Origin of the sequence: Streptomyces sp. NPDC086080, from assembly GCF_044540255.1 — a bacterium.
Taxonomy (GTDB): domain Bacteria; phylum Actinomycetota; class Actinomycetes; order Streptomycetales; family Streptomycetaceae; genus Streptomyces.
Genome location: NZ_JBITRU010000051.1, coordinates 15,529 through 39,987 on the forward strand (window position 1 = coordinate 15,529; position 24,459 = coordinate 39,987).

Sequence of the window (24,459 nt, forward strand, 5' to 3'; positions counted from 1 at the left end):
GGCTACGGCTTCCCCCAGCCGGGCACCCCGGCACCCACCGACACCCAACCGCCCACTCCGCCCCAGGCCGGACACGGCATGCCACCCACCGCGACCACACCAGCGGCACAACAGCCTCCGGCCGGATACGGGTTCCCGCCGGCCGGTGCGGCTCAGCCGCCCGCTGCACCGCAACAGCCGCAGAACCCACCGGCCCCGAACCCGCAGCCCGGCTACGGCTTCCCCCAGCCGGGCACCCCGGCACCCACCGACACCCAACCGCCCACTCCGCCCCAGGCCGGACACGGCATGCCACCCACCGCGACCCCGACTCCCCCGGCCCAGCCCGGCAGTTACGGCTTCCCTGCCGCCGGGACCGCGGCCACTCCCCCGGCCCCGCAGCCCCCGGCCGGATACGGCTTCCCGCAGCAGCCGCAGCCGCAGTCGCCCGACGCGGCTCCGGAGCCGCAGCACCCCGGTGTGCCGGCGCAGGCTCAGCCCCCGCACGCCGGACAGCAGATGCCCCCGCACGCCGGGCAGCAGATGCCGCCGCAGCAGCCGGTCGATCCGCGTGCCGGGTCCGCCTGGCCGCAGCCCATCCGGCACGACCAGCGGCAGCCGACCAATCCCGGTGCCGCGCCGCTCGGTTACACCGCGGCCGTGGAACTGTCGTCGGACCGGCTGCTCAACAGCAAGAAGCAGAAGGCGAAGAGCAGCCGTCCCGCGGCCGGCGGTTCGCGTTTCAAGCTGGGCGGAAAGAAGGAGGAGGCCGAGCGACAGCGGAAGCTGGAGCTGATCCGTACGCCTGTGCTGTCCTGCTACCGCATCGCCGTCATCAGCCTCAAGGGCGGCGTCGGCAAGACGACCACGACGACCGCGCTCGGTTCCACCCTCGCCACCGAACGGCAGGACAAGATCCTCGCGATCGACGCCAACCCGGACGCCGGTACGCTCGGCCGCCGGGTGCGGCGCGAGACCGGGGCCACCATCCGTGACCTCGTCCAGGCGATCCCGCACCTCCACTCGTACATGGACATCCGGCGGTTCACCTCGCAGGCGTCCTCCGGTCTGGAGATCATCGCCAACGACGTCGACCCCGCCGTCTCCACGGCGTTCAACGACGAGGACTACCGGCGCGCGATCGACGTGCTCGGCAGGCAGTACCCGATCATCCTCACCGACTCCGGTACGGGTCTGCTGTACAGCGCCATGCGCGGCGTGCTGGACCTCGCCGACCAGCTCATCATCATCTCCACGCCGTCGGTGGACGGGGCGAGCAGCGCCAGTACGACTTTGGACTGGCTGTCCGCGCACGGGTACGCGGACCTTGTCTCCCGGTCCCTCACCGTCATCTCGGGGGTGCGCGAGACCGGAAAGATGATCAAGGTCGACGACATCGTGGCGCACTTCCGTACCCGGTGCCGGGGCGTGGTCGTCGTACCGTTCGACGAACATCTGGCGGCCGGTGCCGAGGTCGATCTCGACATGATGCGGCCGAAGGTGCGGGAGGCGTACTTCAACCTCGCCGCGATGGTCGCCGAGGACTTCGTCCGGCATCAGCAGTCGCACGGTCTGTGGACCTCCGACGGCAACCCGCCGCCGGTCGCCGCCCCGCCGCTGCCGGGCCAGCCCGTCCCCGGCCAGCCGCAGGTTCCCGGGCAGCCCGGCCCGTACCCCCAGCAGCAGCCGCCCCAGCAGCCGCAGCAGCCACAGCCCGGACAGCACTACCCGTACCCGGGGCAGCCCCCGGTACAGCCGGGGCAGGCGTACCCGGGGGCCCCTGGCCAGCCCTATCCTCCGCAGCCCGGACACCCCGGCCGGCAGTAGGGACGGGACACCGTCCGCATGCGAAAGCGGCCCCTCGGGAGGGGCCGCTTTCGCATGCGGGTCCGGCCATTCCGGCTATTCCGGCTTTTCGGCCGCGGCCACCAGTTCTTTGCAGCGCTCGACGTCTTCTGCCATCTGCTCCAGCAGCGCGTCGATCGTGTCGAACTTCGCCTGCCCTCGTACGAACGCCAGGAAGTCGACAGCGACATGGAGGCCGTACAGGTCGAGGCCGACGCGGTCGATGGCGTACGCCTCGACCGTGCGCTCGGTGCCGTCGAACTGAGGGTTGGTGCCGACGGAGATCGCGGCCGGCATGGCCTCGCCCTGGGCGTGCAGCCAGCCGGCGTAGACGCCGTCGGCGGGGATCGCGGTGTGCGGGAGGGTCTCGACATTGGCCGTGGGGAAGCCCAGGTCACGGCCGCGCTGGGCGCCCCGGACGACGATGCCCTCCACGCGGTGCGGGCGGCCCAGGATCTCGGCGGCGCCGTCGACCTCGCCCTCGGCGACCAGGCGGCGGGTGAGCGTGGAGGAGAACGGCTCGCCGCCGCCCGCCTCACCGCTGACGTACAGGTCGACGACCTCGACGTCGAAGTCGTAGATCCGGCCCTGCTCGGTGAGGAAGTCCACGGTGCCCGCGGCCTTGTGTCCGAAGCGGAAGTTGGGGCCCTCGACGACCGCCCTGGCGTGCAGTTTGTCGACCAGGACCTTGACCACGAAGTCGGCCGCGGACAGCTTCGAGAACTCGGTGGTGAAGGGCAGGATCAGGACCGCGTCCACCCCGAGACCGGCCATCAGCTCGGCGCGCCGGTGGTGCGGGGCGAGCAGCGGGGGATGGCTGCCGGGGCGGACGACCTCGCTGGGGTGCGGGTCGAAGGTGACGACGACGGCCGGGACACCCAGCTCGCGGGCGCGGTCCACGGCATGCCGGATGATCAGCTGGTGCCCGCGGTGGACTCCGTCGTAGGAGCCGATGGTGACGACGCTGCGCCCCCAGTCCTGGGGAATGTCCTCCAAGCCACGCCAGCGCTGCACTGTCCCTGCTCCCTGTCGAAAACCTTGCCGGACGGACCCGAGTCCGTGGACTTCTCTGCGCAGCTCTAAGGGTGCCATGCCCCATGCCGGTGACCCGCATCGGCATCGCATCGGCATCGCATCGGGCATGGTCGGAAGGGTCGGAACGGTCGCCGTGTGACGGGGGACACGTGCCCGCCGCCGTCATGCGGGGGCGGATACGCCCGCCAGGTCCTCGATCGTCCGGCGCAGACGGGGACCCACCAGCGGGGCCCATGCGCGCGGGGCGTCCGCGAGCCAGCCGGCCACGGCGGCGGCGAAGCCCGGGACGTGCCGGCCCAGGTCGGCCAGGCAGCGCTCGAAGCGGTCGGCGCCGTCCGGGGTACGGACGAGCAGCAGGCCGGTGCGGTGGACGAGGACGCGCAGCTCGGGGCCGGTGCTCCGGGCGGCCGCGCGCAGCACCGCCTCCATGACGGCAGGGTCGGACTCGCGGGCGAGCAGGGCGTCCAGCAGTTCGCGGCGCAGCGCACGGGAGGCCTGTGTGCCGGGGGTGGCGAGCACACCGGCGAGGGCCAGCCGGAGCGGTGGGGCGCCGCCGTCCAGCAGGCCGGTGAGCAGGGTCCGGAGTACGGCCCGGTCGGCGGGGCCGCCCCGGTCGAGTCGCCGGTCGGCGTAGACGGCCACGTGCCCGGTCAGCTCGGGCCGCCGCTGCGCGGACTCCCGCACGAGGGCGGCGACCGGCCGGGCGAGGGCGGGGGTGGTGGCATCGGCGAGGGCGTGGAAGGTGTCGGCCGGGTCCGCTCCCCGGGCCAGCCTCGCGCGGAAGGCGTCGAGTACCGGCTCCGGGTGCGTTTCCAGGGCGTCGGTCAGCGCGCTCGGCGGGAGGTGGGGGTCACCGTCCGCGAAGTGGGCCAGGGCGCGCTCGATGTGCCGGTCCCTGCTGTCGGGGTCGCGGACGAGGAGGGCGAGCGCCCCGCCGTGCACCTCGCGGTCGGCGGCGCGGACGAGTACGGCGAGGGCCGCGTACCTCAGCAGGGTGCGGTCGGTGGCGTCGCGCGTGTACGGCGCGGTGCGCAGGCCGTAGGTGATCGCGGCGGCCCGGCGTGCGGGGCGCTCGTCCCGCGCCCAGCGGTCGACGGCCCGGCACATCGCCGCCGGCTCCTCCTCGGTCAGAACGGTGAGCAGCTGGTCGGCGCGCCGGTGCGCGCTGTCGGCGAGGGCCTCGGTCAGCGCGTCCAGGGCCTCGTGCCGGTGCGTGTGCAGCAGCGCCTGCGCGGCCGTCGCGACGGTGGCGTGCGGAGTGGCGGGCAGCGGCCGTTCGTCGTCGAACCAGCGCACGAGATACGGCAGTACGGCCACGGGGTCGGTGGTGAGCAGACGGGCGGCGGCGTCGAGGAAGCGGGGGCCGCTCTCGCACGGCGGGCCGTCGGCGTGCACCAGCCGGCGCAGCAGGGCGCACCGGGCCTCCAGCGGCAGCCGGAGCGCGGTCCAGAAGGCGGGGCCGAGCTCCGGCGGCACCGTCCGCCGCTGCTCCCGCCACGCCACGATGCGGTCGGTCAGCAGGCGCAGCACGGCCGTGTACGGGGTGGCGTCGGGTACGCGCGCGAGGGTCCCGGTGAACAGCCGGGCGGCCCACCACGAGCCGAGGTCGGCGTCCAGGGCGTGGACGAGGTCCGCCAGGCGTGAGGCGAGGCGCTCGGTGCCGTGCCGGCGGGCGAGCAGCAGCAGGGCCTCGACGACCGGGCCGACGCGGTGGTGCGGAACGGGGTCGGCGTGCCACGGGGTGCGGGGGTCGTGGACGAGGGCGCGCAGGGCGCCGTCCAGGTCGAGGTGGATGCCCTGGAGCCAGTCGGCGAGCTCCTGGTGGGCGAACCGGTAGCCGGTTCCGGCGGGGACGAGAAGGCCCTCGGCGAGGACCGCCCCGGCCCAGCCGGTGCCGCCGCCGAGCCGGTCCGGGGCGGGCCGGGCGGGGAACACGGCTTCGAACGCCTCGGCGTCCAGCCCTCCGTGCCCGGTACCGAGGCCGCGCCGGGCGGCTTCGTGCACCTGCCCGGCCACTGTGGCCGCCAGCCGGCGTACGGCGGTGCCGCGCAGCCCGCTCCCGGCGGCGAGGCGGGTGGCGATGCGCAGGCAGGACAGGTCCAGGTAGGCGGAGAACACGTCGTCGCGGTCGACGGGGACGTCGGGGGCGTCGGGGGCGTCGGGGGCGTCGTCGGCGAGGGCGGCCCGGATCTCGGCGAGCAGTCCCAGGATCAGCGGGTGGCGGGCGTCGGTGCCGGTCACGGCGTCCTCGGGAATTCCGTGGCGGGCACGGGCCTCGCGCGCCTCGTCGGGTGTGAGCGGGCCGAGCGTCACGAACGGGGGGAGTCCATCGAGTTCATCGGGGCCGGGGCCACCGGGGGGCGGTGCCTCGTCCGGGAACCTCGCCTCCTCCCAGTACTCCGCACCGCACGCCACCACCAGCCGTGCGCCTGTCGCCCGTAGCCATCGCGTGGTGCGGGTGGTCCATTCGGGGAGGCGGCGGAAGAGGCCGGGCGGCATCTCCTCGGGGTGGTCGAGGAACAGCAGCAGCGGGCGACGGGCGCGGTGGGCGAGCCGGGCGACACGCTCCGGACCCAGGTCGCCGAGGGCGTCCGGAGTGGTCGGGAACGCGGCGCGGGAGGCGGCCACGACAGCGGCGGCACGGTCCAGTGCGCGGCGGGCGGCATCCGCGAGCGAGCCGTCGTCCTCGCGCAGATCGGCGCCCCGCAGTACCAGTGTGGGCCGTCCGTCCAGGTGGCGGCGGGCGGCGAGACGCGCGAGTTCCGTGCTGCGGCCGCTGCCGGGCGGTCCGACGAGGCCCAGCACCGTTGCGTCCCCCCGCTCGAACGCGGCGAACGCTGTGGAAACGGCAGGCCGTTCGACAGGTCCCACGGACCTCGCCCTCTGGTCCGGGCCGGCCCCGAGCCCGGCGGAGGCGGCAGGAAGCCCCACCAGGGTGCTCGTGTACCCCGGCGAGGTGGCGGTGAGCCCGACGGCCGCGGCTGCCCACGCCGTCGATTCGGCGGTGGGTCCCCCCGAGGCGGTCGCCCGTCCCGCCGTGGCGGCGGCCGCGGTCTCTGCCGAAGTGCCCGTGAGCCCGGCCCTGCCGGCCGACGGTCCCCCCGAGGCGGCCTCCGCGAACCCGGCCGACGTGCCCCCGTGCCCCACCGAGGCAGCCGAGAGCCCCGCAAAACCCCCGGCACGCCCCGCGGCACCGGCCGCGGCCCCCGGCGAGCCGCCCCAGAGCCTCGCCGACACGCCCCCGGCCTTCGCCGGAGCGCCGGTGGGTCCGGCCACGTCGGCGGCAGCCCGCGCCGAGGTCGCGGAACCTCCCGCAGGCGTTCCCCCGAACCCCGCCGAGGCACCTGGGGGCCCCACCGCCCCCGCACCGGCCGGAGCTCCCACCCCGTCGGCCGGACACCCCGGCGACGGTCCCACGGGCACCGTCGGGGCGGCCGCGAGCCCCGACCAGGTGGCCGTGAGTTCCACCAGTGCGGCGAGGTTGAGGTCGGCACCGTAGGCGGGCACCGTCGCCGTGTTCTCGCTGAGCAGCCCGGCGAGGGCGGGGACCGCCGAGGGCAGCGGTACGGCGAAGCCCACGTCGCTGTCGGCCGAGCGGAGGGCGGTGCCGAGCACGCCGAGCACGCTGCCGGTACCGGCGTCGAGGACGGGGCCGCCGGCGGCCCCGCCGCCGAGGCGCAGTGCGTCCCGGCCCGCGGTGCCGACCGCCAGCTCCAGGGCGTCGGCGACGGGGTACGGGCGGTCGGTGGCGGTGTAGGTGACGGCGGTCGTGCCCAGTACGCGCGCCTCGCGCCAGCCTCCGGCGGCGATCCGCACGTAGGTGCCGCTCTCGACGCCCGTCCGTGCGGAGACCGGCAGGGGTGCCACACCGAGTCCCTCGGTGCGCACCAGGGCGAGATCGAGCGCGGGCAGCGGGGTGACGGCGTCGTCGGTCACCACGCAGTGGCGGTTTCCGGCCGCGTACAGCACGAGCCGGGGCAGGCCGTCGACCGCCTCGTGGCTGGTGATCACCGTGCCGCGGTGGTCGGCCACGAATCCGGTACCGCGCGGGCGGCCCGCGAGGTCGTGCAGGCTGACCAGCCCCTCGTCGACGGGATGGTCCGCGGGCAGCGGGGCGAGGGCCGGGCACAGGGACGATCCGGGGTGGCCGGAGGGTGCCGGCCGGCCGAGGGAGGCCAAGGCCGAGCGGCCGGGAGGACCGAGGAGGCTCGGGGCCTCCTGGAGACCCGGCGGGCCCGCGACGGACAGCTCCCCGCCGGCGGAGGGACAGGCACGGCCGGAGTGCTCCCGGTCGCCGGGCGGCTCCGAGGCCCACGAGGGACAGGGGCGCCCAGGGGGTTCCGCGCGCCCCGGGTATGTCTCGCCACCGGACGCGTCCACGTCCTCCCGGCGTGGGGCAGAGCCCTCCGTCCCCGCGGCTCCCGTGTCCCCTCCGGCCCCCGTCGCCTCCATGACGCCCGAGGGACCGCCCGGGACGTCCCGCTCCTCGCGGGACCCGATTCCTGACGGCATCCTCGCGCCTCCCACCGTACATCCGTGCCCTGTTCTGCGACATTAGGGCCGAAATGATCAGCGGGACAGATCGGTCGGGGAACGCGCCCCCTTCCGCTCCCCCGGTTCACTCCGAGCGCCCGCACTTACGGGTGAACAGGCAGGCGGGGATGGATACACCCTAGGAGTGGGGGAACCGAGGGGGACCGTGGAGCGGCGGCATGTCCATCCCCGTGACGCCGCTCCACGGGCGGACCCGGGGCCGGGGAGACGCGTCCCCCCGTCCATCGGGCCACCCGGCACCTCGATCGGCCGGACGGCGGACCCGTCAGCCGAAGACGGCCAGACTTCTGGCCTTGCCCCGCTGCTCCTCGACGAGGGCCAGGAACCGGCCCCCGGGGCCGAAGACGGCCACGGCCCCGGAGCCCGCGTACTCCTCGGGCATCTCCAGCCGCACTCCGTTGGTGAGCAGCCTGGCCCGCCGTTCGTCGACGTCCCAGCGCGGGAACGCGGCGGTGGCGGCCTCGGCGATCGGCATCACCGTCAGATCCTGCTGAAGCTGGTCCAGCGTCCTCGCGGAGTCCAGCTTGTACGGACCCACGCGGGTACGGCGCAGCGCGGTGAGGTGCCCGCCGACGCCCAGACCCGCGCCCAGGTCCCGGGCGAGGGCCCGGATGTAGGTGCCGGAGGAGCAGACGACCGACACGACCAGGTCGAGCACCGGGGTGCCGTCCTCGGCGACGGCGTCCCGGACGTCGTACACGGAGAACGACGACACGGTGACCGGCCGGGCCGGGATGTCGAACTCCTCGCCCTCCCGCGCGCGCTTGTAGGAGCGCACGCCGTCGATCTTGATGGCGCTGACCTTGGACGGCACCTGCATGATGTCGCCGGTCAGTTCGGCCACACCCGCGTCGATGGCCTCACGGGTGACTTTGGAGGCGTCGGCGGAGGAGGTGATCTCCCCCTCGGCGTCGTCGGTGAGCGTGTTCTGCCCGAGCCGGACGGTGCCCACGTACTCCTTCTCGGTGAGCGCCAGGTGGCCGAGAAGCTTGGTGGCCCGCTCGACGCCGAGGACGAGGACTCCCGTCGCCATGGGGTCGAGGGTGCCGGCGTGGCCGACGCGCCGGGTGCGCGCGATGCCACGCATCTTGGCGACCACGTCGTGCGAAGTGAAGCCCGACGGCTTGTCGACGATGACAAGGCCGTCGGGCGTGGTGTGCTTCTGGGTCATTCGGAGGAGTCGTCCGTCTCGTCGTCTTCCGGCTTGCGGTACGGGTCGGCCTCGCCGGCGTACGTGGCGCCCGCGGACGCCTCGCGCACCGCCGCGTCGGACTGCCGCGCCCGGTCGAGGAGGTCCTCGATGTTGCGTGCGGTGTCCGGCAGCGCGTCCATGACGAAGGCCAGGGACGGCGTGAACTTCACGCCCGCCGCCCGGCCCACCTCGGAGCGCAGGATCCCCTTGGCGCTCTCCAGGCCCGCCGCGGCGGCCTTCCGCTCCTCGTCGTCCCCGTACACGGTGTAGAAGACGGTCGCCTCCCTGAGGTCACCCGTGACCCGGGTGTCCGTGATGGTGACGTGCGAGCCGAGCCGCGGGTCCTTGATCCCGCGCTGCAGCTTCTGGGCCACCACCTCTCGGATGAGGTCCGCCAGCCTTTTCGCCCGCGCGTTGTCGGCCACTGGTCCGTCTCCCGTTCTTTCCTGTCTGCGTATCTCTGCGGCTGTGGTCGGTCGTCAGTCGTCGTCTTCGCCGTGGAAGCGCCGCCTGACGGACAGCAGCTCCACCTCGGGGCGCCCGGCGACCAGCCGCTCGCACCGGTCCAGTACGTCTCTCAGATGCCCCGCGTCGCCGGACACCATGGCCAGGCCGATGACCGCCCGGCGGTAGAGGTCCATGTGATCCACCTCGGCCGCGCTCACCGCGTACTTGCGCTGGAGCTCGGCGACGATCGGGCGGACGACGGAGCGCTTCTCCTTCAGCGAACGTACGTCGCCGAGGAGGAGGTCGAAGGACAGCGTCCCCACATACATGTGTGCAGCCGGTTCACCCGCCGGCACGGGATCGGTGCCCCGCCGTCCGTGGTGGGCGGGGACATCAGAACCGTACAACGAAGGGGCCCTGACGATCGACGGATATAGCGCCCGCCAAGGACCGTCGGAGCCCGCCGGACCCGCCAGGGACCGCCGGAGCCCACCGGACGGGCCACAGCCCACCGGCGCGCGCCACCGTCCCCGCACACACGAGCCGGCCGGCGGGACCGCGGTCCCGCCGGCCGGTGCACACCGTGGGCTGTTACGCCCGCGGCTTCTCGCGCATCTCGTACGTCGCGATGACGTCGTCGACCTTGATGTCGTTGAAGTTTCCGAGGTTGATACCACCCTCGAAGCCTTCGCGGATCTCGGTGACGTCGTCCTTGAAGCGGCGCAGACCCTCGATGTTGAGGTTCTCCGCGATGACCTTGCCGTCGCGGATGAGGCGGGCCTTGGTGTTCCGCTTGACCTCGCCGGAGCGGATGAGCACACCCGCGATGTTGCCCAGCTTGGACGAGCGGAAGACCTCGCGGATCTCCGCCGTGCCGAGCTCGACCTCTTCGTACTCCGGCTTGAGCATGCCCTTGAGGGCCGCCTCGATCTCCTCGATCGCCTGGTAGATGACCGAGTAGTAGCGGACGTCCACGCCTTCGCGCTCGGCCATCTGCTGTGCCCGCCCGGCGGCGCGCACGTTGAAGCCGATCACGATGGCGTCCGAGCCCATCGCCAGGTCGATGTCGGACTCCGTGACCGCACCGACACCGCGGTGCAGGACGCGGATGTCGACCTCTTCGCCGACGTCCAGCTGCAGCAGGGACGACTCCAGAGCCTCGACCGATCCGGACGCGTCGCCCTTGATGATCAGGTTCAGCTGCTGGACCTCGCCGGCCTTGAGCACCTTGTCCAGGTCCTCCAGCGACACGCGGCGCGTGCGCTTGGCGAACGCGGCGTTGCGCTCACGGGCGGCGCGCTTCTCGGCGATCTGACGGGCCGTACGGTCCTCGTCGACGACGATGAAGTTGTCGCCCGCGCCCGGGACGTTGGTCAGGCCCAGGACCTGGACCGGCGTCGACGGGCCCGCCTCGGCGACATTGTTGCCGTTGTCGTCGAGCATGGCGCGCACGCGGCCGTAGGCGTCGCCCACCACCATCGTGTCGCCGACCCGCAGGGTGCCTCGCTGGACGAGGACCGTTGCCACGGCACCGCGGCCGCGGTCGAGCCGGGACTCGATCGAGATGCCCTGCGCGTCCTGCGTGGGGTTGGCCCGCAGGTCGAGCGAGGCGTCCGCGGTGAGGACGACGGCCTCGAGGAGGCTGTCGATGTGCAGACCCTGCTTGGCGGAGATGTCGACGAACATGGTGTCGCCGCCGTACTCCTCGGCCACCAGGCCGTACTCGGTCAGCTGACCGCGCACCTTGGTCGGGTCGGCGCCCTCGACGTCGATCTTGTTGACCGCGACGACGATCGGGACCTCGGCCGCCTTGGCGTGGTTGAGCGCCTCGACCGTCTGCGGCATGACGCCGTCGTTGGCCGCGACGACCAGGATCGCGATGTCCGTCGACCGCGCACCACGGGCACGCATGGCGGTGAACGCCTCGTGACCCGGGGTGTCGATGAAGGTGATCCTGCGCTCTTCCTCGTTGACCTCGGTCGCGACCTGGTAGGCACCGATGTGCTGGGTGATGCCGCCGGCCTCGCCCGCGATGACGTTCGTCTTGCGGATGGCGTCGAGGAGACGCGTCTTGCCGTGGTCGACGTGACCCATGACGGTGACGACCGGCGGACGGACCACCAGGTCCTCCTCGTCGCCCTCGTCCTCGCCGAACTCCAGGTCGAAGGACTCGAGCAGCTCGCGGTCCTCCTCCTCCGGGCTGACGATCTGAACCGTGTAGTTCATCTCGTCCGCGAGGAGCTGGAGCGTCTCGTCGGAGACGGACTGGGTCGCGGTGACCATCTCGCCGAGGTTCATCATGACCGCGACGAGCGACGCCGGGTTGGCGTTGATCTTCTCCGCGAAGTCGGTGAGCGAGGCACCGCGCGACAGGCGAATGGCTTCGCCGTTGCCGCGAGGCAGCATCACACCGCCGACCGACGGGGCCTGCATGGCCTCGTACTCCTGGCGCCTCTGCCGCTTCGACTTGCGGCCACGACGCGCGGGACCGCCGGGACGGCCGAAGGCGCCCTGCGTGCCACCACGGCCACCGGGACCGCCGGGACGGCCACCGAAGCCGGGACGGCCACCGCCGCCACCGAAGCCGCCGCCACCGCCGGGACGACCGGCGAAGCCGCCGCCACCACCGGGACGACCGGCACCGGCACCGCCGCCGGGACGGCCGGCGAAGCCGCCGCCACCGCCGGGACGACCGGCACCGCCCGGACGACCGGCGCCGCCCGGACCGCGGCCACCGGGGCCGCCACCGGGACGCGGGCCGGCAGCGGGACGCTGCGGCATCATGCCGGGGTTGGGACGCGGGCCACCGGGGCCGCCGCCGGGACGGGGACCGCCCTGCGGACGCGGCATCCCACCCGGAGTCGGGCGCTGCCCGCCCGGAGCCTGCGGACGCGGACCGCCGCCCTGGGCCCCGGGGGCCTGGGGACGGGGACCGGCGCCGGGGGCACCGGGACCGCCGGGACGCTGGCCCTGCGGGCGCGGCGCCTGCGGACGGGCCATGCCGGTGGACCCACCGGAGGTGAAGGGATTGTTACCGGGACGGGGACCGGCCGGGCGACCGCCCGGACGCGGAGCGCCGCCACCGGGACGCTGACCCTGGCCGGACGGACGGCCGCCCTGACCCTGGCCCTGACCCGGACCGGCCGGACGGCCACCGGGCTTGGGAGCACCGGGACGCGCGCCACCGGGCTTCGCACCGGAGGGAGCCGGAGCCGCCGCCGCGGCGGGCGGGGCCTGGAACTCCGGAGCGGCCGGAGCCGGACGCGGCGCGGGCCGCGGGCCCGGCGTCGGGCGCGAGGCGGGGGCCGGCGAGGGAGTCGACGGAACCGCCTGCGGCTGGGCCGCGGCGGGCTTGGGTGCTGACGGCGGCTTCGGAGCCGCCGGGCCCGGACGGGCAGCCTGCGCCGGAGACGGCGCGGGAGGCCTGGGGGCGGCCTTCCTCGGGGCACCGGGCTTCGCGGCGGACCTGCCGTTGCCCCCGCCCTGCTGGAAGGCGTCTGTCAGCTTGCGTACTACGGGCGCTTCGATGGTCGAAGACGCCGAACGGACGAATTCACCGAGTTCCTGGAGCTTGGCCATGACGACCTTGCTCTCCACACCGAACTCCTTGGCGAGTTCGTAGACCCGGACCTTAGCCACTTCGCTCCTCTGAGGTCCGGGTTGCGTCCGGACCGTCGCTAGTTCATGGGCGTACTCATCGCGTACTCATCGAGTGCTCATCGCAATCTCGACCTGCTTTCGACTCGCGAGGTACCAGGCCGCACGGGGGTTTCCGTACGGCATGTTCTTACCGTGTTGCCTGTCCAGCCGGCGGGAGAGCCGCTGATCGGCAACCTTGTGCCTGCTCGACGTAGTGGCGCAACGCCTTTACGTCGAGCGGTCCCGGGACGCGCAACGCCCTCGGGAACGCCCTGCGGCGCACCGCCTGGTCGAGACAGACCGGGGCGGGATGCACGTACGCACCCCGGCCGGGAAGCGTACCGCGAGGATCCGGGACGCACGCGTCCTCGATCACCACGATCCGCAGCAGCTCGCTCTTGACCGCTCGCTCCCGGCACCCCACGCAGGTGCGCTCAGGGCATACGCCAGCACGTGTCCGGCCAGACACTCCTCAGTCTACCTCCCCGGACCGACCTCACCCTTCTGGGGCAAGAATCGAACGGTGCCGCGGGCGAAGCTGTCGTGATCTCAGCGCCCCACGGCTTGGATCTATTCCCCGGCCCGTCCCCCGGCCCGGTCCCCGGCCTTCTCCCCGGTCTGCTCCGTGTCGGGCCGGATGTCGATGCGCCAGCCGGTCAGACGGGCGGCGAGGCGGGCGTTCTGCCCTTCCTTGCCGATCGCCAGGGACAGTTGGTAGTCCGGCACGGTGACCCGCGCGGACCGGGCGGCCAGGTCGACGACCTCCACCTTGGAGACCCGGGCCGGCGACAGCGCGTTCGCCACCATCTCGGCCGGGTCGTCCGACCAGTCGACGATGTCGATCTTCTCACCGTTCAGCTCGCCCATGACGTTGCGCACCCGGCCGCCCATGGGGCCGATGCAGGCTCCCTTGGCGTTCAGGCCCGACCGGGTGGACCGGACGGCGATCTTGGTGCGGTGACCTGCCTCACGGGCGATCGCGGAGATCTCCACGGAGCCGTCGGCGATCTCCGGCACCTCCAGGGCGAACAGCTTCTTCACCAGATTGGGATGCGTGCGCGACAGGGTGACGGACGGGCCGCGTACGCCCTTGGCCACCCGGACGACGTACGACCGCAGCCGCAGGCCGTGCGGGTAGGTCTCGCCGGGGACCTGCTCCTGCACGGGCAGGATGGCCTCCAGCTTGCCGATGTCGACCAGGACGTTCTTGGGGTCGCGGCCCTGCTGGACCACTCCGGTGACGATGTCGCCCTCGCGGCCGGCGTACTCGCCGAGCGTGGCGTCGTCCTCGGCGTCGCGCAGCCGCTGCAGGATGACCTGCTTGGCCGTGGAGGCGGCGATGCGGCCGAAGCCGGACGGGGTGTCGTCGAACTCGCGGGCCTCCTGGCCCTCCTCGAGGTCCTCGGGGTCCTCCTTCGCCCACACGGTCACGTGTCCGGTCTCCCGGTCGAGCTCCACGCGCGCGCGCCGGCGGCTTCCCTCGGTGCGGTGGTAGGCGATGAGGAGGGCCGATTCGATCGCCTCGACCAACAGGTCGAGAGAGATCTCCTTCTCCCGCACCAACAGCCGAAGAGCACTCATGTCGATGTCCACGATTACGCCTCCTCTTCCTTCATGTCGTTCTTGTTGTCGGCCGCGTCGTCCTTGCGGTTGAACTCGACCTGGACGCGCGCCCTGGTGATGTCGTCGAAGGCGAGTCGGCGCACGGTGGGCCTGCGGCCCTTGACTCCGGGCACCTCGAGATCGAGACCGTCGTCGTCGGCCCCGGTGATCCTGGCGACCAGGTCACCGCCCGCGGCCAGCTGGAACCGCACGAGGCGGCCGGTGGCGCGCACATAGTGGCGGTGCTCGGTGAGAAGGCGCTCCGCGCCCGGGGTTCCGACCTCGAGGGTGTACTCCGCGCTGCCCATCGCGTCGCTCTCGTCGAGCTTCGCCGAGAGCGCGCGGCTCACATCGGCGATCCGGTCGAGGTCCGCACCGGTGTCGGAGTCGACGGTGACACGCAGCACACGCTTGCGGCCGACCGAGTCCACGGCGATCTCTTCGAGATCCAGGCCCTGGGAGCTGACGAGCGGTTCCAGAAGTTCTCGCAGCCTCTCGCTCTGGGTGGTGCTCATCCGGGTGACTCCTCGGCCGCGTGTGCTGTTGTGGGTCGGTGCACGTGTCTGTGTCAAAGCGTATCCGGTCGCCGGGGGTGTTGCCGTCCACCCCGGTCACGGAGGGTGCCGCTGACCCCCGCGGGGCGGGGGCACGGGTACCGTGATCACGGGCCAGCGGTCCGCTTCCCTTCCGTCGCCACGTTCGTACGAGCCCCCGAGGACGTCTGCCGTGCCGTTCCCCTCGTCTCCGCGCGCCCGTTCGGGGCCGCGCAGAAGGAGCCTGCTCGCCGCCGCCCCGGCGGCCCTGCTGGTGGCGGGCTGTTCCGCCGAGTCCGAGAATTCCGAGACCGGCGGCAGCCGTCCCTCGGCCGCCGACCGGGCCCGCGCGCATGCGGTGCGGGAGAGCCAGGACCTCGCCGCGCGGTACGACGCGGTCGTCGCCGCGCATCCGAAGCTGGCGGAGCGGCTGCGTCCGCTGCGGGCGGAGGTGGTCCGGCACGCGGAGGCGTTCGGGGGTGCGGTGAAGGCCCCGTCGTCGCCGTCACCGTCCGTGTCCTCCCCGTCCGTGTCCTCCCCGTCCGTGTCGTCCCCGTCCGTGTCGTCCCCGTCCGCGTCGTCCTCCGGTTCCGGGGCGGCTTCTTCGATGCCTTCCGCGGCTGCCGTGCCCGCGAAGGAGAAGGACGCCCTCGCCGAACTCGCCGCCGCCGAGCGGGAGATCGCCGACGCGCGGACGAGGGCGCTGGTGGACGCACCGGGTGAACTGGCCCGGCTGCTGGCCTCGGTGGCGGCGGCCGGTGCGGCCCATGTGTATCTGCTGACGGAGGCCGGCCGGTGAACCAGGCGCGCGAGGCGGAGAACGCGGAGTTGCGGGCCCTCCAGGCGGCCCTGGCCGCGGAGCACGCGGCGGTGTACGGCTACGGCGTCGTCGGCGGCCGGGTCGGCTCGGAGCGGCGCACCGAGGCGCGGACGGCGTACGACGCGCACCGGGCCCGCAGGGACGCACTGGCGCGCGCGGTGAAGGACGCGGGAGCCGCGCCCGTCGCCGCCGCGGCGGGGTACGCGCTGCCCTTCCCGGTGCCGGACGCGCCCGCGGCCATCCGGCTGGCGGCGCGGCTGGAGGACCGGGTGGCCGGGGTGTACGCCGATCTGGTGCGCGCGAGCACCGGTGAGCGGCGCAGGGGGGCCGCCGAGGCGATGCGGGAGGCAGCGGTGCGGTCGGTGCGCTGGAGCGGGGAGAGCGTAGCCTTCCCTGGGCTCGCCGAGCGGGGCGGTACGGCTTCGGGGACGCCGGCGCCGAAGGCGTGACCCGACGGGGGCGGCAGGCACCGCGTACAGCAGGAAGGGAACGACTCGCGCATGGTTTTCGAACCGCCGCAGCGTCTGGTGAGGGCGCTCGGTGAGACGGCGCCCGAGGGCGACGACTGGCTGGAGAAGCTGCCGGAGGCGGCGCACGAGGCCGTCGCACAGCGCGAGTTGACCGTGGAGCGGGTGCAGGTGCCGGGCGGGCGCAGCAGCCTGGTGGTGCTGGTGCGCACGGCCGGCGGCGGGCCCGCCGTGCTGAAGCTGGCGCCGCCCCGGGCCCGTCCGGAGAGCGAGCGGGCGGCGCTGGCCCGCTGGGACGGGCTGGGAGCGGTGCGGTTGCTGGAGGAGCCGCCCTCCTCGTCGGCCGGGGTCGAGGGCGTGCTCTTGCTGGAGCGGCTGCAACCGGATGTGTCGGTGCGGACGTTGCCGGAGGCGAAGGCGCTGCTGGAGGCGGCCGGGACGTTGCGGCGGCTCTGGGTGGATCCGCCGGAGGAGCACGGCTTCGAGACGGTGGCCGAGCGGACGGGGCGGCAGGCGCGGGCGATGCGGGCGAGCGCCTCGGCCGATCCGGAGGTGGCACCGCTGGTGGACGCGGCGCTGGCGGCCCGCGAGGAGCTGCTGGCGGAACCTCCCGAGCACCGGCTGCTGCACGGGACGTTCCGGCAGAGCAAGGTGCTCGCTGGGGAGCGGATGCCCTGGCTGGCGGTGGGGCCGGACCCGGTGGTCGGTGAGCACGCGTTCGACCTGGCGCGGCTGGTCCGTGACCGCGTGGAGGACCTCATCGCCCAGCCCTCGGGCGCGACGACGACCCGCCGCCGCGTGAAGCGCCTCGCGGAGTCCCTGGAGGTCGACCGGGAGCGGCTGCGGGGCTGGACGCTGTTCCGCGCGGTGGAGTCGGGCGTACGCGCGCGGCGCGTGGGGCGCGAGCGGGACGCGGAGCTGCTGCTGGAGTTCGCGGGCTGGCTCTAGTGCCGCAACAGGCACCGTTCGCCCCGTCGCGACGCCCGGCACGCACTCTCGACGCACCGTACAAAAGCCCAAGTACGTCCAGTACGAGGACTTCCGGCCGGCACGCCGAGAGCACGCACCGGACGCCGCTCCTCGACGGGCAGACGTTGCCTGCCGCGGCACTGGCCGGCCGGTCCCCGGCACTGCGCCGGGCCGGCGGCACCGCCCCGTCGGCCGGTGGGGTGCGCCCCCCTGCCCGTTGTGGGGCAGGGGGGCGCTGGTGGTCCGGTCGGCGTGCCTCCCGAGCTTGCTGACCGGAGTTCGCGGTGCCGTCACCGGGGCGGCTCGGAGACCGGCCGGACGCCCCGGTGCGGCTCCCCTCCGACTGCCCCGGCCCGGCCGGACGTCAGGGCGCTCTCGAAGGCCAGCAGCCAGGTGTGCCTGCGTATGCGAGCCGCCTGGTCGGCGGCGTCGTCGCCGTCGGGTGCGAGGTGCGCGGTGACGTGCTCGGGGTGGGAGGGGACGTGCGTGAACAGGGCGAGGTCGCCGGGCGGCAGACGCCATGTCAGGTGCCATCCGCCGGCCTCCAGGCACAGGCGGTGGGCTCCCTCGTGGCCGGAGCCGGTGAGCGGGGTGAGGACCGCGCCGGCCGGGTGCAGTGCCGCGAGCCAGGCCAGCAGGTGCGCCCGCTCCCGCTGGGCTCGGCCCAACTGGCGTTCGTACGAGTCGGCGTGCTGCTGCCAGCGCGCCAGCCGTTGTCTGCTCACGGTCAGTTCGTGTTCCAGGCGCAACCGTTGCTCGGTCTCCCGCGTCCGGGCGTACCGGCGGGACAGGAGACGGCGGAGCCGCCCGGTCCGGGTCCTCATCGGGTCCCTTCGTCCGGGGTGGCCGCGTCCGCGAGCGCGAGCACGGGGGTCAGCGGACCCGCGTACTGCGCCACGTTGACGAGGGAACAGCGCTCGGTGCGGCCGTCCAGCGACATCAGGGGCATGCCGTCGGGGGCGCGCCGGCCCTGGAAGTACCAGGTCTCCCCGTGCGCGTCGCGGTACGGGAGCGCCAGGTCGTACGTGGTGTCGCCGAGCCGGAAGGACCGCTCCTGCCCACCCGCCTGCCGGACGAGACCCGTCTGCCGGACGAGGGCCGTCACCCGTACGCCGTCACGCCGCCCCTCGCCGGCCAGTGTGCGCGAGCCCGCCGCCCCGCCGACGACGGTGATCCCGAGGTATTCGCGCCATCCGGCCCACCGCGAGAACGGGGGTGCGAGGCTCAGGAGGACACGCACCGTGTCGCCGTCCACCGACACGCTCCGCACGTCCGGGTGGGTACCCACCTCGCTCTCGATGGCCCGGGCCACGGACCGTGCGCGTTCCCGCGCGGCGTCCCAGGCGAGTGCCTGCCGTTCCAGTTCGGTCGGCGCCGTCACGGGGGGCGGCGGCCCGCCGTCGTCGGTACGGCGCGGCTCGGGGGCGTCCGGAGGCCGTGCGGGGCCGGCGCGGAGGACGGCCGCCGGGTCGGGGACCTGTTTGTGGTGGGGTGCCACCACCGTCACGCGGACGACGGATACGGCGCGTACGACGGATTCGTTCACGCGGCCACCGCCCCGGTCGCCCAGCGCAGCTTGTGCATGGCACGGTGCGTCAGCGCTTTGACCGCGCCGACGCTGCGGCCCATGGCGTCCGCCGTCTGTTCGATCGTCAGGCCTCCGATGAAGCGCAGTTCCACGCAGTACCGCTGAGAGGGTGCGAGGGCGGACAGCGCGCGGTGCACCGTCTCGCTGGCCTCGATGACGTCGAACTCGCGCAGGACCAGGGACTCGGTGCCGGGACCGGCCTGCGCCGGGTCCCCGAACTCGGCGACCAGGGTCTCGTGCCGGGTGCGGCCGCGGCCCAGCTCGTCGAGGTGGAGGTTCCTGGCGATCGTGGTGAGCCAGGCGGCCGGACCGACGCCCTGCCAGGCGAAGCCACCGATGTTCCGCAGCGCACGCGCGAACACCTCCTGGGCGAGGTCTTCGGCCAGGTGCCGGTCGTGGGTGCGGCACAGCAGGTAGCCGTACACGAGGCCGTAGTGCTCGCGGTAGAGGACCGCGAACGCTTCTCGGTCCCCGGTACGGGCACGGGTGAGCCAGGCCGGCTCGGAGGCGTCCGGGGCGGTTCTCACGCGGGTGGGTAAGGACACGGGTGGTACTCCTTCGCCGACGTTCGTATGCAATCTTCATGTAGATGTGGATTCACGCGGTGCGAAGCGACGATCCGGGCGCAGCCCGCCCGGCCTCGCCGGTGAGCGGACCGCACCTCCGGAAGACATCTACAGTCTCCATGTAGACGCATACCGCGTCAAGGTCGATGGTCCGGGGTCCGTCCGGGGAGTGAAACGCGGAGACGGTCGCGCCCGGCGCACCCCCGCGCCCGGGCGCATGGCGTACGATCCCACATCGATCTGCAATCTACTTGCGCTTGTAGATAGCGATGCTCGATCCTCTGACGTGTGACGAACCGACAAAGGCCTCTTTCCCCGCCCGACGGTGATGATCCGGTACACCCCGGCGGGGACCCGGAGCACCCGGGTGAAGATCTCGCGGCGCTCATCGAGCGCCTCCTCGCCCTGCCTCAGAGCGGAACGCAGAAGGACCTGGCCAAAGAGGCGGGCATCTCGTACCAGACGCTCAACGCCTGGATGAACCGTACCCGCGGCACCTCACGGATCGCCCCGGAGAAGCTGCGGGCGATGGTCGAGGTGTTCCGGCGGTGGGGCGTGCGGACGACTCCCAAGGAGTTCTTCGAGGCTGTCGGGCGCCCCGTCCCGGGCCCCAGCCGGGACGAACGTGAGGCACGGCTGCTGAAGCTCTACCGCCAGTTGCCGGAGGCCCGGCAGCGCGCACTGGTCAAGGACGCGGAAGCCATGCTTCAGGTCAGCCGGATCACCTGAGCGTCCCCTTACGCCCGGCGGCGGACTCCTCTTCGGTGAATGCGCGGAATGCCCCACAGGTACTCACCCGCATCGATACCATCGACGAACCGCTGGCCTCCCGGAGCGGAATTCATGCCGTTCGTGCGTCCCTGGGAGACAGCCATGTGCATCCACATCTCTGTGGCAGACGATCTGCCGGAACCCGTCGTATGGGATCCGGACGAGGTCAGCATCCTCGTCGCGAAGGGTTCCCACCTGCTCGACGCGGTCCGGGAACTGCGTGCGCTCCTGACGATCGACCTGGGCGCGCCGGAGGCCACCGGCAGCACGCTCCTGTGCTTCTGCGGCGAGCGGCTGACACTACCCGTGGAACTGCTCGGCCAAGCGGTCACCGCCCAAGCCTGCTGACGCCGGAACCTACCGCCCCGCACCCCCGCCGCCCCGTCACCGGCTGAACGGAGCGGCGGCATCGACGCCCGGCCCGCCCGGAGCCGGCCCCGGTCCGTCCAGGACCGGGCCCCGGCGCGTCCGGCCACCTGACGGCGTCAGCGGCCGGACAGGCGGGTGATCGCCTCCTCGACGGTCAGTTCCTCGCGCTCGCCGGTCCTGCGGTCCTTCAGTTCGACCACACCCTCCGCCGCACGGCGGCCCGCGACCAGGATCTGCGGGACGCCGATCAGCTCCGAGTCGGTGAACTTCACACCCGGGGAGACCCCGGCGCGGTCGTCGACCAGGACGCGGAGGCCCGCGGCGGACAGCTTCTCCGAGACGTCCAGGGCCAGCTCCGTCTGCAGTGCCTTGCCTGCGGCGACCACGTGCACGTCCGCCGGCGCGACCTCCGCGGGCCAGCACAGGCCCTTGTCGTCGGCGGTCTGCTCGGCGAGAGCGGCCACCGCGCGGGAGACGCCGACACCGTAGGAGCCCATGGTGACGCGGACCGGCTTGCCGTTCTGGCCGAGGACGTCGAGCTTGAGGGCGTCGGCGTACTTGCGGCCCAGCTGGAAGATGTGCCCGATCTCGATGGCGCGGTCCAGGCGCAGTCCGGTGCCGCACTTGGGGCAGGGGTCGCCCTCCTGCACGACCACGACGTCCACGTACGCGTCGACCTCGAAGTCACGGCCCGCGACCACGTTCTTCGCGTGCGTGTCCGCCTTGTTGGCGCCGGTGATCCAGGCGGTGCCGGGCGCGACGCGCGGGTCGGCGAGGTACGTCACCTTGTCCAGGCCCTGCGGGCCGACATAGCCGCGTACCAGGTCGGGGCGGGCGGTGAAGTCCGTCTCGGTGACCATCTCCACCACGGCCGGGGCGAAGTGTGCCTCGACCTTGCCCATGTCGACCTCGCGGTCTCCGGGCACGCCCACGGCGACGATTTCCCCGTCGACCTTGACCAGCAGGTTCTTCAGCGTGGCCGAGGCCGGCACGCCGAGCGAGGCGGCGAGGGTCTCGATCGTCGGCGTGTCGGGGGTGGGGATGTCCTCGGCGGCCGGGACACCGGCGGCGTCGACCGGCTTCAGCTCATACGCGATCGCCTCGGTGTTCGCGGCGAAGTCGCAGTGGGGGCAGTCCGCGAAGGTGTCCTCGCCGGCCTCGGCCGGGGCGAGGAACTCCTCGGACTTGGAACCGCCCATGGCGCCCGCGGTGGCCGCGCAGATGCGGTAGTCGAGGCCGAGGCGTTCGAAGATCCTCTGGTACGCGGCGCGGTGCAGCGCGTACGACCGGGCGAGGCCCTCGTCCTCCAGGTCGAAGGAGTAGGAGTCCTTCATCAGGAACTCGCGGCCGCGCAGGATGCCGGCGCGGGGGCGGGCCTCGTCGCGGAACTTGGTCTGGATCTGGTAGAGGATCACCGGCAGGTCCTTGTAGGAGGACGCCTGGTCCTTCACCATCAGCGTGAAGATCTCCTCGTGGGTGGGGCCGAGGAGGTAGTCGCCGCCCTTGCGGTCCTGGAGGCGGAACAGCTCGGGGCCGTACTCGTCCCAGCGGCCGGTGGCGTCGTAGGGCTCACGCGGCAGCAGGGCGGGGAGCAGGACCTCCTGGGCGCCGATGGCGTCCATCTCCTCGCGGACGACCCGCTCGACGTTGGAGAGGACCTTCTTGCCGAGGGGCAGCCACGTCCAGACGCCGGCGGCGGTGCGGCGCACATAGCCCGCGCGGACCAGCAGTTTGTGGCTGAGGACCTCGGCGTCCGCCGGGTCGTCGCGCAGCGTCTTCGCCATCAACTGGGACATGCGCTGGACCGGTGCGTTCGCCATGGTTCTCGTACTCCTGCTGCGTCTGAGTGGATGACATGGAGGTTAGCCGGGCGGGACGCGGCGGCGGAAATCGATAACCCGCCGTCCGCCGTCGGCGGTCCCGGGCCGTCCGCGATCGTGAACCGTCCGGCTATCCGCGCGGCAGCGGCAGCGGGGCGCCCATGACGGCGTACGGCCTGGCGGCGCTGGGGAAGTGGACCTGGCGGGCGAGGTCCTGGTAGCCGAGGGAGCGGTACAGGTGGCGGGCGGGGCTCTCGACGTCGATCGCGGAAAGGATCGAGCGGGGTTGTTCGGCGCCGTCGGTGATCGTGGTGATCAGGGCGCGGCCGATGCCGTGCCGCTGGTGGCGGGGGTGGACGTGCAGCTCGGTGATGACGAAGGAGTCGTCGAGCCAGTCGCCGTGGCCCCGGGCGCGGAGATAGGGCTCGACGACGGTGGACCACCAGTGGGTGCGGTCGTTGGGCATGCCGTAGACGAAGCCGACGAGGCGGCCCTTGACGGTGGCGCCGAAGGCCCTGGCACCGGGGAAGGTCATGTGGCGCAGCACGATCTGCCGGCGCACGGCCACCTCGTCGGGGCCGAGCCCGAACGCCAGCGCCTGCACGGCCAGCGCCTCGTCGACGTGACCGGGCAGGTCGAGGGGGCCGATCACGATGTCGTCGGGGTCGGAGCGGTCGTGACCGGGAAAGCGCAACATGCCGGGGAGACTACAGGGACGCGCGGGTCAGAACAGCACGCTCATGAAGGCGCCGACCTCCTGGAAGCCGACCCTCTCGTACGTCCTGCGGGCGGGGGTGTTGAAGTCGTTGACGTAGAGACTCGCCACGGGGGCGGTGTCGGCAAGGGCGTACCGCAGGACGGCTGCCATGCCGGGGGCGGCGACGCCCCTGCCGCGGTGTTCGGGGGCCACCCAGACGCCCTGGATCTGGCAGGCGCGGTCGGTCGCGGCCCCGATCTCGGCCTTGAACACGACCTTGCCGTCGGCGTCGAAGCGGGCGAAGGACCGGCCCGCGCCGACGAGTTCGGCGACCCGGGCCTGGTAGAGCAGTCCGCCGTCGCCGGCCAGGGGTGAGATGCCGACCTCCTCGGTGAACATCGCCACACACGCCGGCATGATCGTCTCCAGTTCGTCCTTGCGGACGCGGCGGACGTAGGGGTCGGGGGCGACATCGTCGGGCATGCGGTCGGTGACCATGAGGGGCTGATGGGTCCGGACCTCGCGCGCCGGGCCCCACTGGGGTCCGAGCAGCCGCCACAGCTCGGCGGTGGGAACTGCCGGGCCGACGATGGAGGAGCAGCGGCGCCCGGCCCGGCGGGCGCGGTCGGCGAAGGCGCGGACTGCACGGGAGGTGGCGCATATGGGTACGAGGTTGGCGCCGGCGTAGCACAGGGACGTCAGGACGCCCCCCTCGTACCAGCCCCACATCTCGCCGCCGAGCCGCCACGGGTCCAGGCCGGCGATCTGGACCCGGGCCGTCACAAAGGCGTTCGCGACCGGCTCGCGGTGGAGTACGGCGAGGGCGGCGTCCAGGTCACTCGGTTCGAGGACCCGTGAAGTGGTCTGCGTCAACAAGTGCGGGGGCCTCACACAAAGGGGTCTGCCTGATGTCCGCACTGTACCCGCGGAAGCCGGGCATCGCCGCCCCGGTTCCCGGCCGGAACCCGTCCTCGGGTTCCCCCGAGGCGCCCGCCGACGGACCGGGTGGTGCCGCCCCGCGGCCGGGGCGCTCCGTCAGCCGGCGACCGAGACCTGCGGCTCTCCCGAGGTGACGCCGTCCTTCTCCATCTGCTCGGCGATCTTCATCGCCTCCTCGATGAGCGTCTGAACGATCTTCGACTCGGGCACGGTCTTGATGACCTCGCCCTTCACGAAGATCTGCCCCTTGCCGTTGCCGGAGGCGACCCCGAGGTCGGCCTCGCGGGCCTCGCCCGGCCCGTTGACGACGCAGCCCATGACGGCCACCCGCAGCGGGACCTCCATGCCGTCCAGCCCCGCGGTGACCTCCTCGGCCAGCTTGTAGACATCCACCTGGGCCCGGCCGCAGGACGGACAGGAAACGATCTCCAGCCGCCGCTCCTTCAGCCCCAACGCCTGGAGGATCTGGATACCCACCTTGATCTCCTCCACCGGCGGGGCCGACAGCGAAACCCGGATGGTGTCACCGATACCCTGGGACAGCAGCGCACCGAAGGCCACCGCCGACTTGATCGTCCCCTGGAACGCGGGACCGGCCTCCGTGACACCAAGATGCAGCGGATAGTC

The 24,459-nt window shown here is 73.1% G+C and carries 22 protein-coding genes; 6 read left to right on the forward strand and 16 right to left on the reverse strand.

The window, feature by feature from the left end; all coding sequences use genetic code 11:
- The coding region (locus tag ACIF9R_RS35215) for an AAA family ATPase (RefSeq protein ID WP_399986690.1) at positions 1 to 1,806 on the forward strand (1,806 nt) is incomplete at its 5' end.
- 75 nt (positions 1,807 to 1,881) lie between these two features.
- On the opposite strand, the gene ACIF9R_RS35220 is transcribed toward ACIF9R_RS35215, so the two are convergent.
- The 9 genes from ACIF9R_RS35220 to rimP all read right to left on the reverse strand — a co-directional run bounded on the left by ACIF9R_RS35220 (position 1,882) and on the right by rimP (position 14,808).
- The gene (locus ACIF9R_RS35220) at positions 1,882 to 2,838 is read right to left on the reverse strand and encodes a bifunctional riboflavin kinase/FAD synthetase (protein ID WP_399986692.1); all 957 of its coding nucleotides are present in this window, start codon (positions 2,836 to 2,838) and stop codon (positions 1,882 to 1,884) included.
- 183 nt (positions 2,839 to 3,021) lie between these two features.
- Positions 3,022 to 7,371 (reverse strand): serine protease, encoded by a 4,350-nt coding sequence (locus ACIF9R_RS35225; protein WP_399986694.1) that lies wholly within the window; start codon positions 7,369 to 7,371, stop codon positions 3,022 to 3,024.
- Between the two features lie 307 nt (positions 7,372 to 7,678).
- Positions 7,679 to 8,584, reverse strand: coding sequence for a tRNA pseudouridine(55) synthase TruB (truB, locus tag ACIF9R_RS35230; RefSeq protein ID WP_399986696.1), 906 nt, complete (start codon positions 8,582 to 8,584; stop codon positions 7,679 to 7,681).
- Positions 8,581 to 9,030, reverse strand: coding sequence for a 30S ribosome-binding factor RbfA (gene rbfA, locus ACIF9R_RS35235; protein ID WP_399986697.1), 450 nt, complete (start codon positions 9,028 to 9,030; stop codon positions 8,581 to 8,583). The genes truB and rbfA overlap by 4 nt, the downstream gene beginning before the upstream one ends.
- Positions 9,031 to 9,084: 54 nt before the next feature.
- The gene (locus tag ACIF9R_RS35240; RefSeq protein ID WP_399986699.1) at positions 9,085 to 9,381 is read right to left on the reverse strand and encodes a DUF503 domain-containing protein; all 297 of its coding nucleotides are present in this window, start codon (positions 9,379 to 9,381) and stop codon (positions 9,085 to 9,087) included.
- Positions 9,382 to 9,643: 262 nt separating this feature from the next.
- Positions 9,644 to 12,691 carry a translation initiation factor IF-2 gene (gene infB, locus ACIF9R_RS35245; RefSeq protein ID WP_399986700.1) on the reverse strand — a complete coding sequence of 1,016 codons (3,048 nt, stop codon included), beginning with the start codon at positions 12,689 to 12,691 and terminating at the stop codon, positions 9,644 to 9,646.
- 148 nt (positions 12,692 to 12,839) lie between these two features.
- Positions 12,840 to 13,160, reverse strand: coding sequence for a YlxR family protein (locus ACIF9R_RS35250; protein WP_399986702.1), 321 nt, complete (start codon positions 13,158 to 13,160; stop codon positions 12,840 to 12,842).
- A gap of 101 nt (positions 13,161 to 13,261) precedes the next feature.
- Entirely contained in the window at positions 13,262 to 14,284 is a 1,023-nt protein-coding gene (gene nusA / locus ACIF9R_RS35255) for a transcription termination factor NusA (RefSeq protein ID WP_399986704.1), read from the reverse strand.
- A 2-nt stretch (positions 14,285 to 14,286) separates the two neighbouring features.
- The gene (gene rimP, locus ACIF9R_RS35260; RefSeq protein ID WP_399986705.1) at positions 14,287 to 14,808 is read right to left on the reverse strand and encodes a ribosome maturation factor RimP; all 522 of its coding nucleotides are present in this window, start codon (positions 14,806 to 14,808) and stop codon (positions 14,287 to 14,289) included.
- A 211-nt stretch (positions 14,809 to 15,019) separates the two neighbouring features.
- Here rimP and ACIF9R_RS35265 point away from each other — a divergent pair, with 211 nt between their 5' ends.
- The 3 genes from ACIF9R_RS35265 to ACIF9R_RS35275 are packed head-to-tail and all read left to right on the forward strand — an operon-like array spanning position 15,020 to position 17,061.
- Entirely contained in the window at positions 15,020 to 15,625 is a 606-nt protein-coding gene (locus ACIF9R_RS35265) for a hypothetical protein (RefSeq protein WP_399986707.1), read from the forward strand.
- The gene (locus tag ACIF9R_RS35270) at positions 15,622 to 16,095 is read left to right on the forward strand and encodes a DUF4439 domain-containing protein (protein WP_399986709.1); all 474 of its coding nucleotides are present in this window, start codon (positions 15,622 to 15,624) and stop codon (positions 16,093 to 16,095) included. Before ACIF9R_RS35265 ends, ACIF9R_RS35270 begins: the two co-directional genes overlap by 4 nt.
- Positions 16,096 to 16,146: 51 nt before the next feature.
- Positions 16,147 to 17,061 (forward strand): aminoglycoside phosphotransferase family protein, encoded by a 915-nt coding sequence (locus tag ACIF9R_RS35275; protein WP_399986711.1) that lies wholly within the window; start codon positions 16,147 to 16,149, stop codon positions 17,059 to 17,061.
- A 311-nt stretch (positions 17,062 to 17,372) separates the two neighbouring features.
- Here ACIF9R_RS35275 and ACIF9R_RS35280 read toward each other — a convergent pair whose 3' ends face one another.
- From ACIF9R_RS35280 to ACIF9R_RS35290, 3 genes are read right to left on the reverse strand one after another with little or no spacing between them, the layout of a single operon-like run.
- On the reverse strand, positions 17,373 to 17,906 hold the full coding sequence (locus ACIF9R_RS35280) for a hypothetical protein (RefSeq protein ID WP_399986713.1): 534 nt from the start codon (positions 17,904 to 17,906) through the stop codon (positions 17,373 to 17,375).
- Complete coding sequence (locus tag ACIF9R_RS35285) at positions 17,903 to 18,628, reverse strand: BN159_2729 family protein (protein WP_399986715.1); 726 nt, start codon at positions 18,626 to 18,628, stop codon at positions 17,903 to 17,905. Before ACIF9R_RS35285 ends, ACIF9R_RS35280 begins: the two co-directional genes overlap by 4 nt.
- A complete protein-coding gene (locus tag ACIF9R_RS35290; protein ID WP_399986717.1) occupies positions 18,625 to 19,215 on the reverse strand; it encodes an RNA polymerase sigma factor in 591 nt (196 codons plus the stop codon). The genes ACIF9R_RS35285 and ACIF9R_RS35290 overlap by 4 nt, the downstream gene beginning before the upstream one ends.
- 309 nt (positions 19,216 to 19,524) lie before the next feature.
- Between ACIF9R_RS35290 and ACIF9R_RS35295 the strand changes: the two genes are divergently transcribed.
- Positions 19,525 to 19,965 carry a helix-turn-helix domain-containing protein gene (locus ACIF9R_RS35295; protein ID WP_399986719.1) on the forward strand — a complete coding sequence of 147 codons (441 nt, stop codon included), beginning with the start codon at positions 19,525 to 19,527 and terminating at the stop codon, positions 19,963 to 19,965.
- A 162-nt stretch (positions 19,966 to 20,127) separates the two neighbouring features.
- Positions 20,128 to 20,355 carry a hypothetical protein gene (locus tag ACIF9R_RS35300; protein ID WP_399986721.1) on the forward strand — a complete coding sequence of 76 codons (228 nt, stop codon included), beginning with the start codon at positions 20,128 to 20,130 and terminating at the stop codon, positions 20,353 to 20,355.
- 137 nt (positions 20,356 to 20,492) lie between these two features.
- On the opposite strand, the gene ACIF9R_RS35305 is transcribed toward ACIF9R_RS35300, so the two are convergent.
- The 4 genes from ACIF9R_RS35305 to ACIF9R_RS35320 all read right to left on the reverse strand — a co-directional run.
- Positions 20,493 to 22,196: a proline--tRNA ligase gene (locus tag ACIF9R_RS35305; protein ID WP_399986723.1), complete on the reverse strand. Its 1,704-nt coding sequence runs from the start codon at positions 22,194 to 22,196 to the stop codon at positions 20,493 to 20,495.
- A 130-nt stretch (positions 22,197 to 22,326) separates the two neighbouring features.
- A complete protein-coding gene (locus ACIF9R_RS35310; protein WP_399986725.1) occupies positions 22,327 to 22,893 on the reverse strand; it encodes a GNAT family N-acetyltransferase in 567 nt (188 codons plus the stop codon).
- 27 nt (positions 22,894 to 22,920) lie between these two features.
- Positions 22,921 to 23,769 carry a GNAT family N-acetyltransferase gene (locus ACIF9R_RS35315; RefSeq protein ID WP_399986727.1) on the reverse strand — a complete coding sequence of 283 codons (849 nt, stop codon included), beginning with the start codon at positions 23,767 to 23,769 and terminating at the stop codon, positions 22,921 to 22,923.
- Positions 23,770 to 23,928: 159 nt separating this feature from the next.
- A partial coding sequence (locus ACIF9R_RS35320; protein WP_399986729.1) for a flavodoxin-dependent (E)-4-hydroxy-3-methylbut-2-enyl-diphosphate synthase occupies positions 23,929 to 24,459 on the reverse strand: 531 nt, incomplete at its 5' end.

Bases quoted from the DNA above. Each gene is read 5' to 3' on its own strand.
- ACIF9R_RS35280 (WP_399986713.1), bottom strand. From the start codon at position 17,906: ATGAGGACCCGGACCGGGCGGCTCCGCCGTCTCCTGTCCCGCCGGTAC.
- ACIF9R_RS35225 (WP_399986694.1), bottom strand. From the start codon at position 7,371: ATGCCGTCAGGAATCGGGTCCCGCGAGGAGCGGGACGTCCCGGGCGGT.
- ACIF9R_RS35275 (WP_399986711.1), top strand. From the start codon at position 16,147: ATGGTTTTCGAACCGCCGCAGCGTCTGGTGAGGGCGCTCGGTGAGACG.
- rimP (WP_399986705.1), bottom strand. From the start codon at position 14,808: ATGAGCACCACCCAGAGCGAGAGGCTGCGAGAACTTCTGGAACCGCTC.
- ACIF9R_RS35305 (WP_399986723.1), bottom strand. From the start codon at position 22,196: ATGGCGAACGCACCGGTCCAGCGCATGTCCCAGTTGATGGCGAAGACG.
- truB (WP_399986696.1), bottom strand. From the start codon at position 8,584: ATGACCCAGAAGCACACCACGCCCGACGGCCTTGTCATCGTCGACAAG.
- ACIF9R_RS35310 (WP_399986725.1), bottom strand. From the start codon at position 22,893: ATGTTGCGCTTTCCCGGTCACGACCGCTCCGACCCCGACGACATCGTG.
- ACIF9R_RS35240 (WP_399986699.1), bottom strand. From the start codon at position 9,381: ATGTATGTGGGGACGCTGTCCTTCGACCTCCTCCTCGGCGACGTACGT.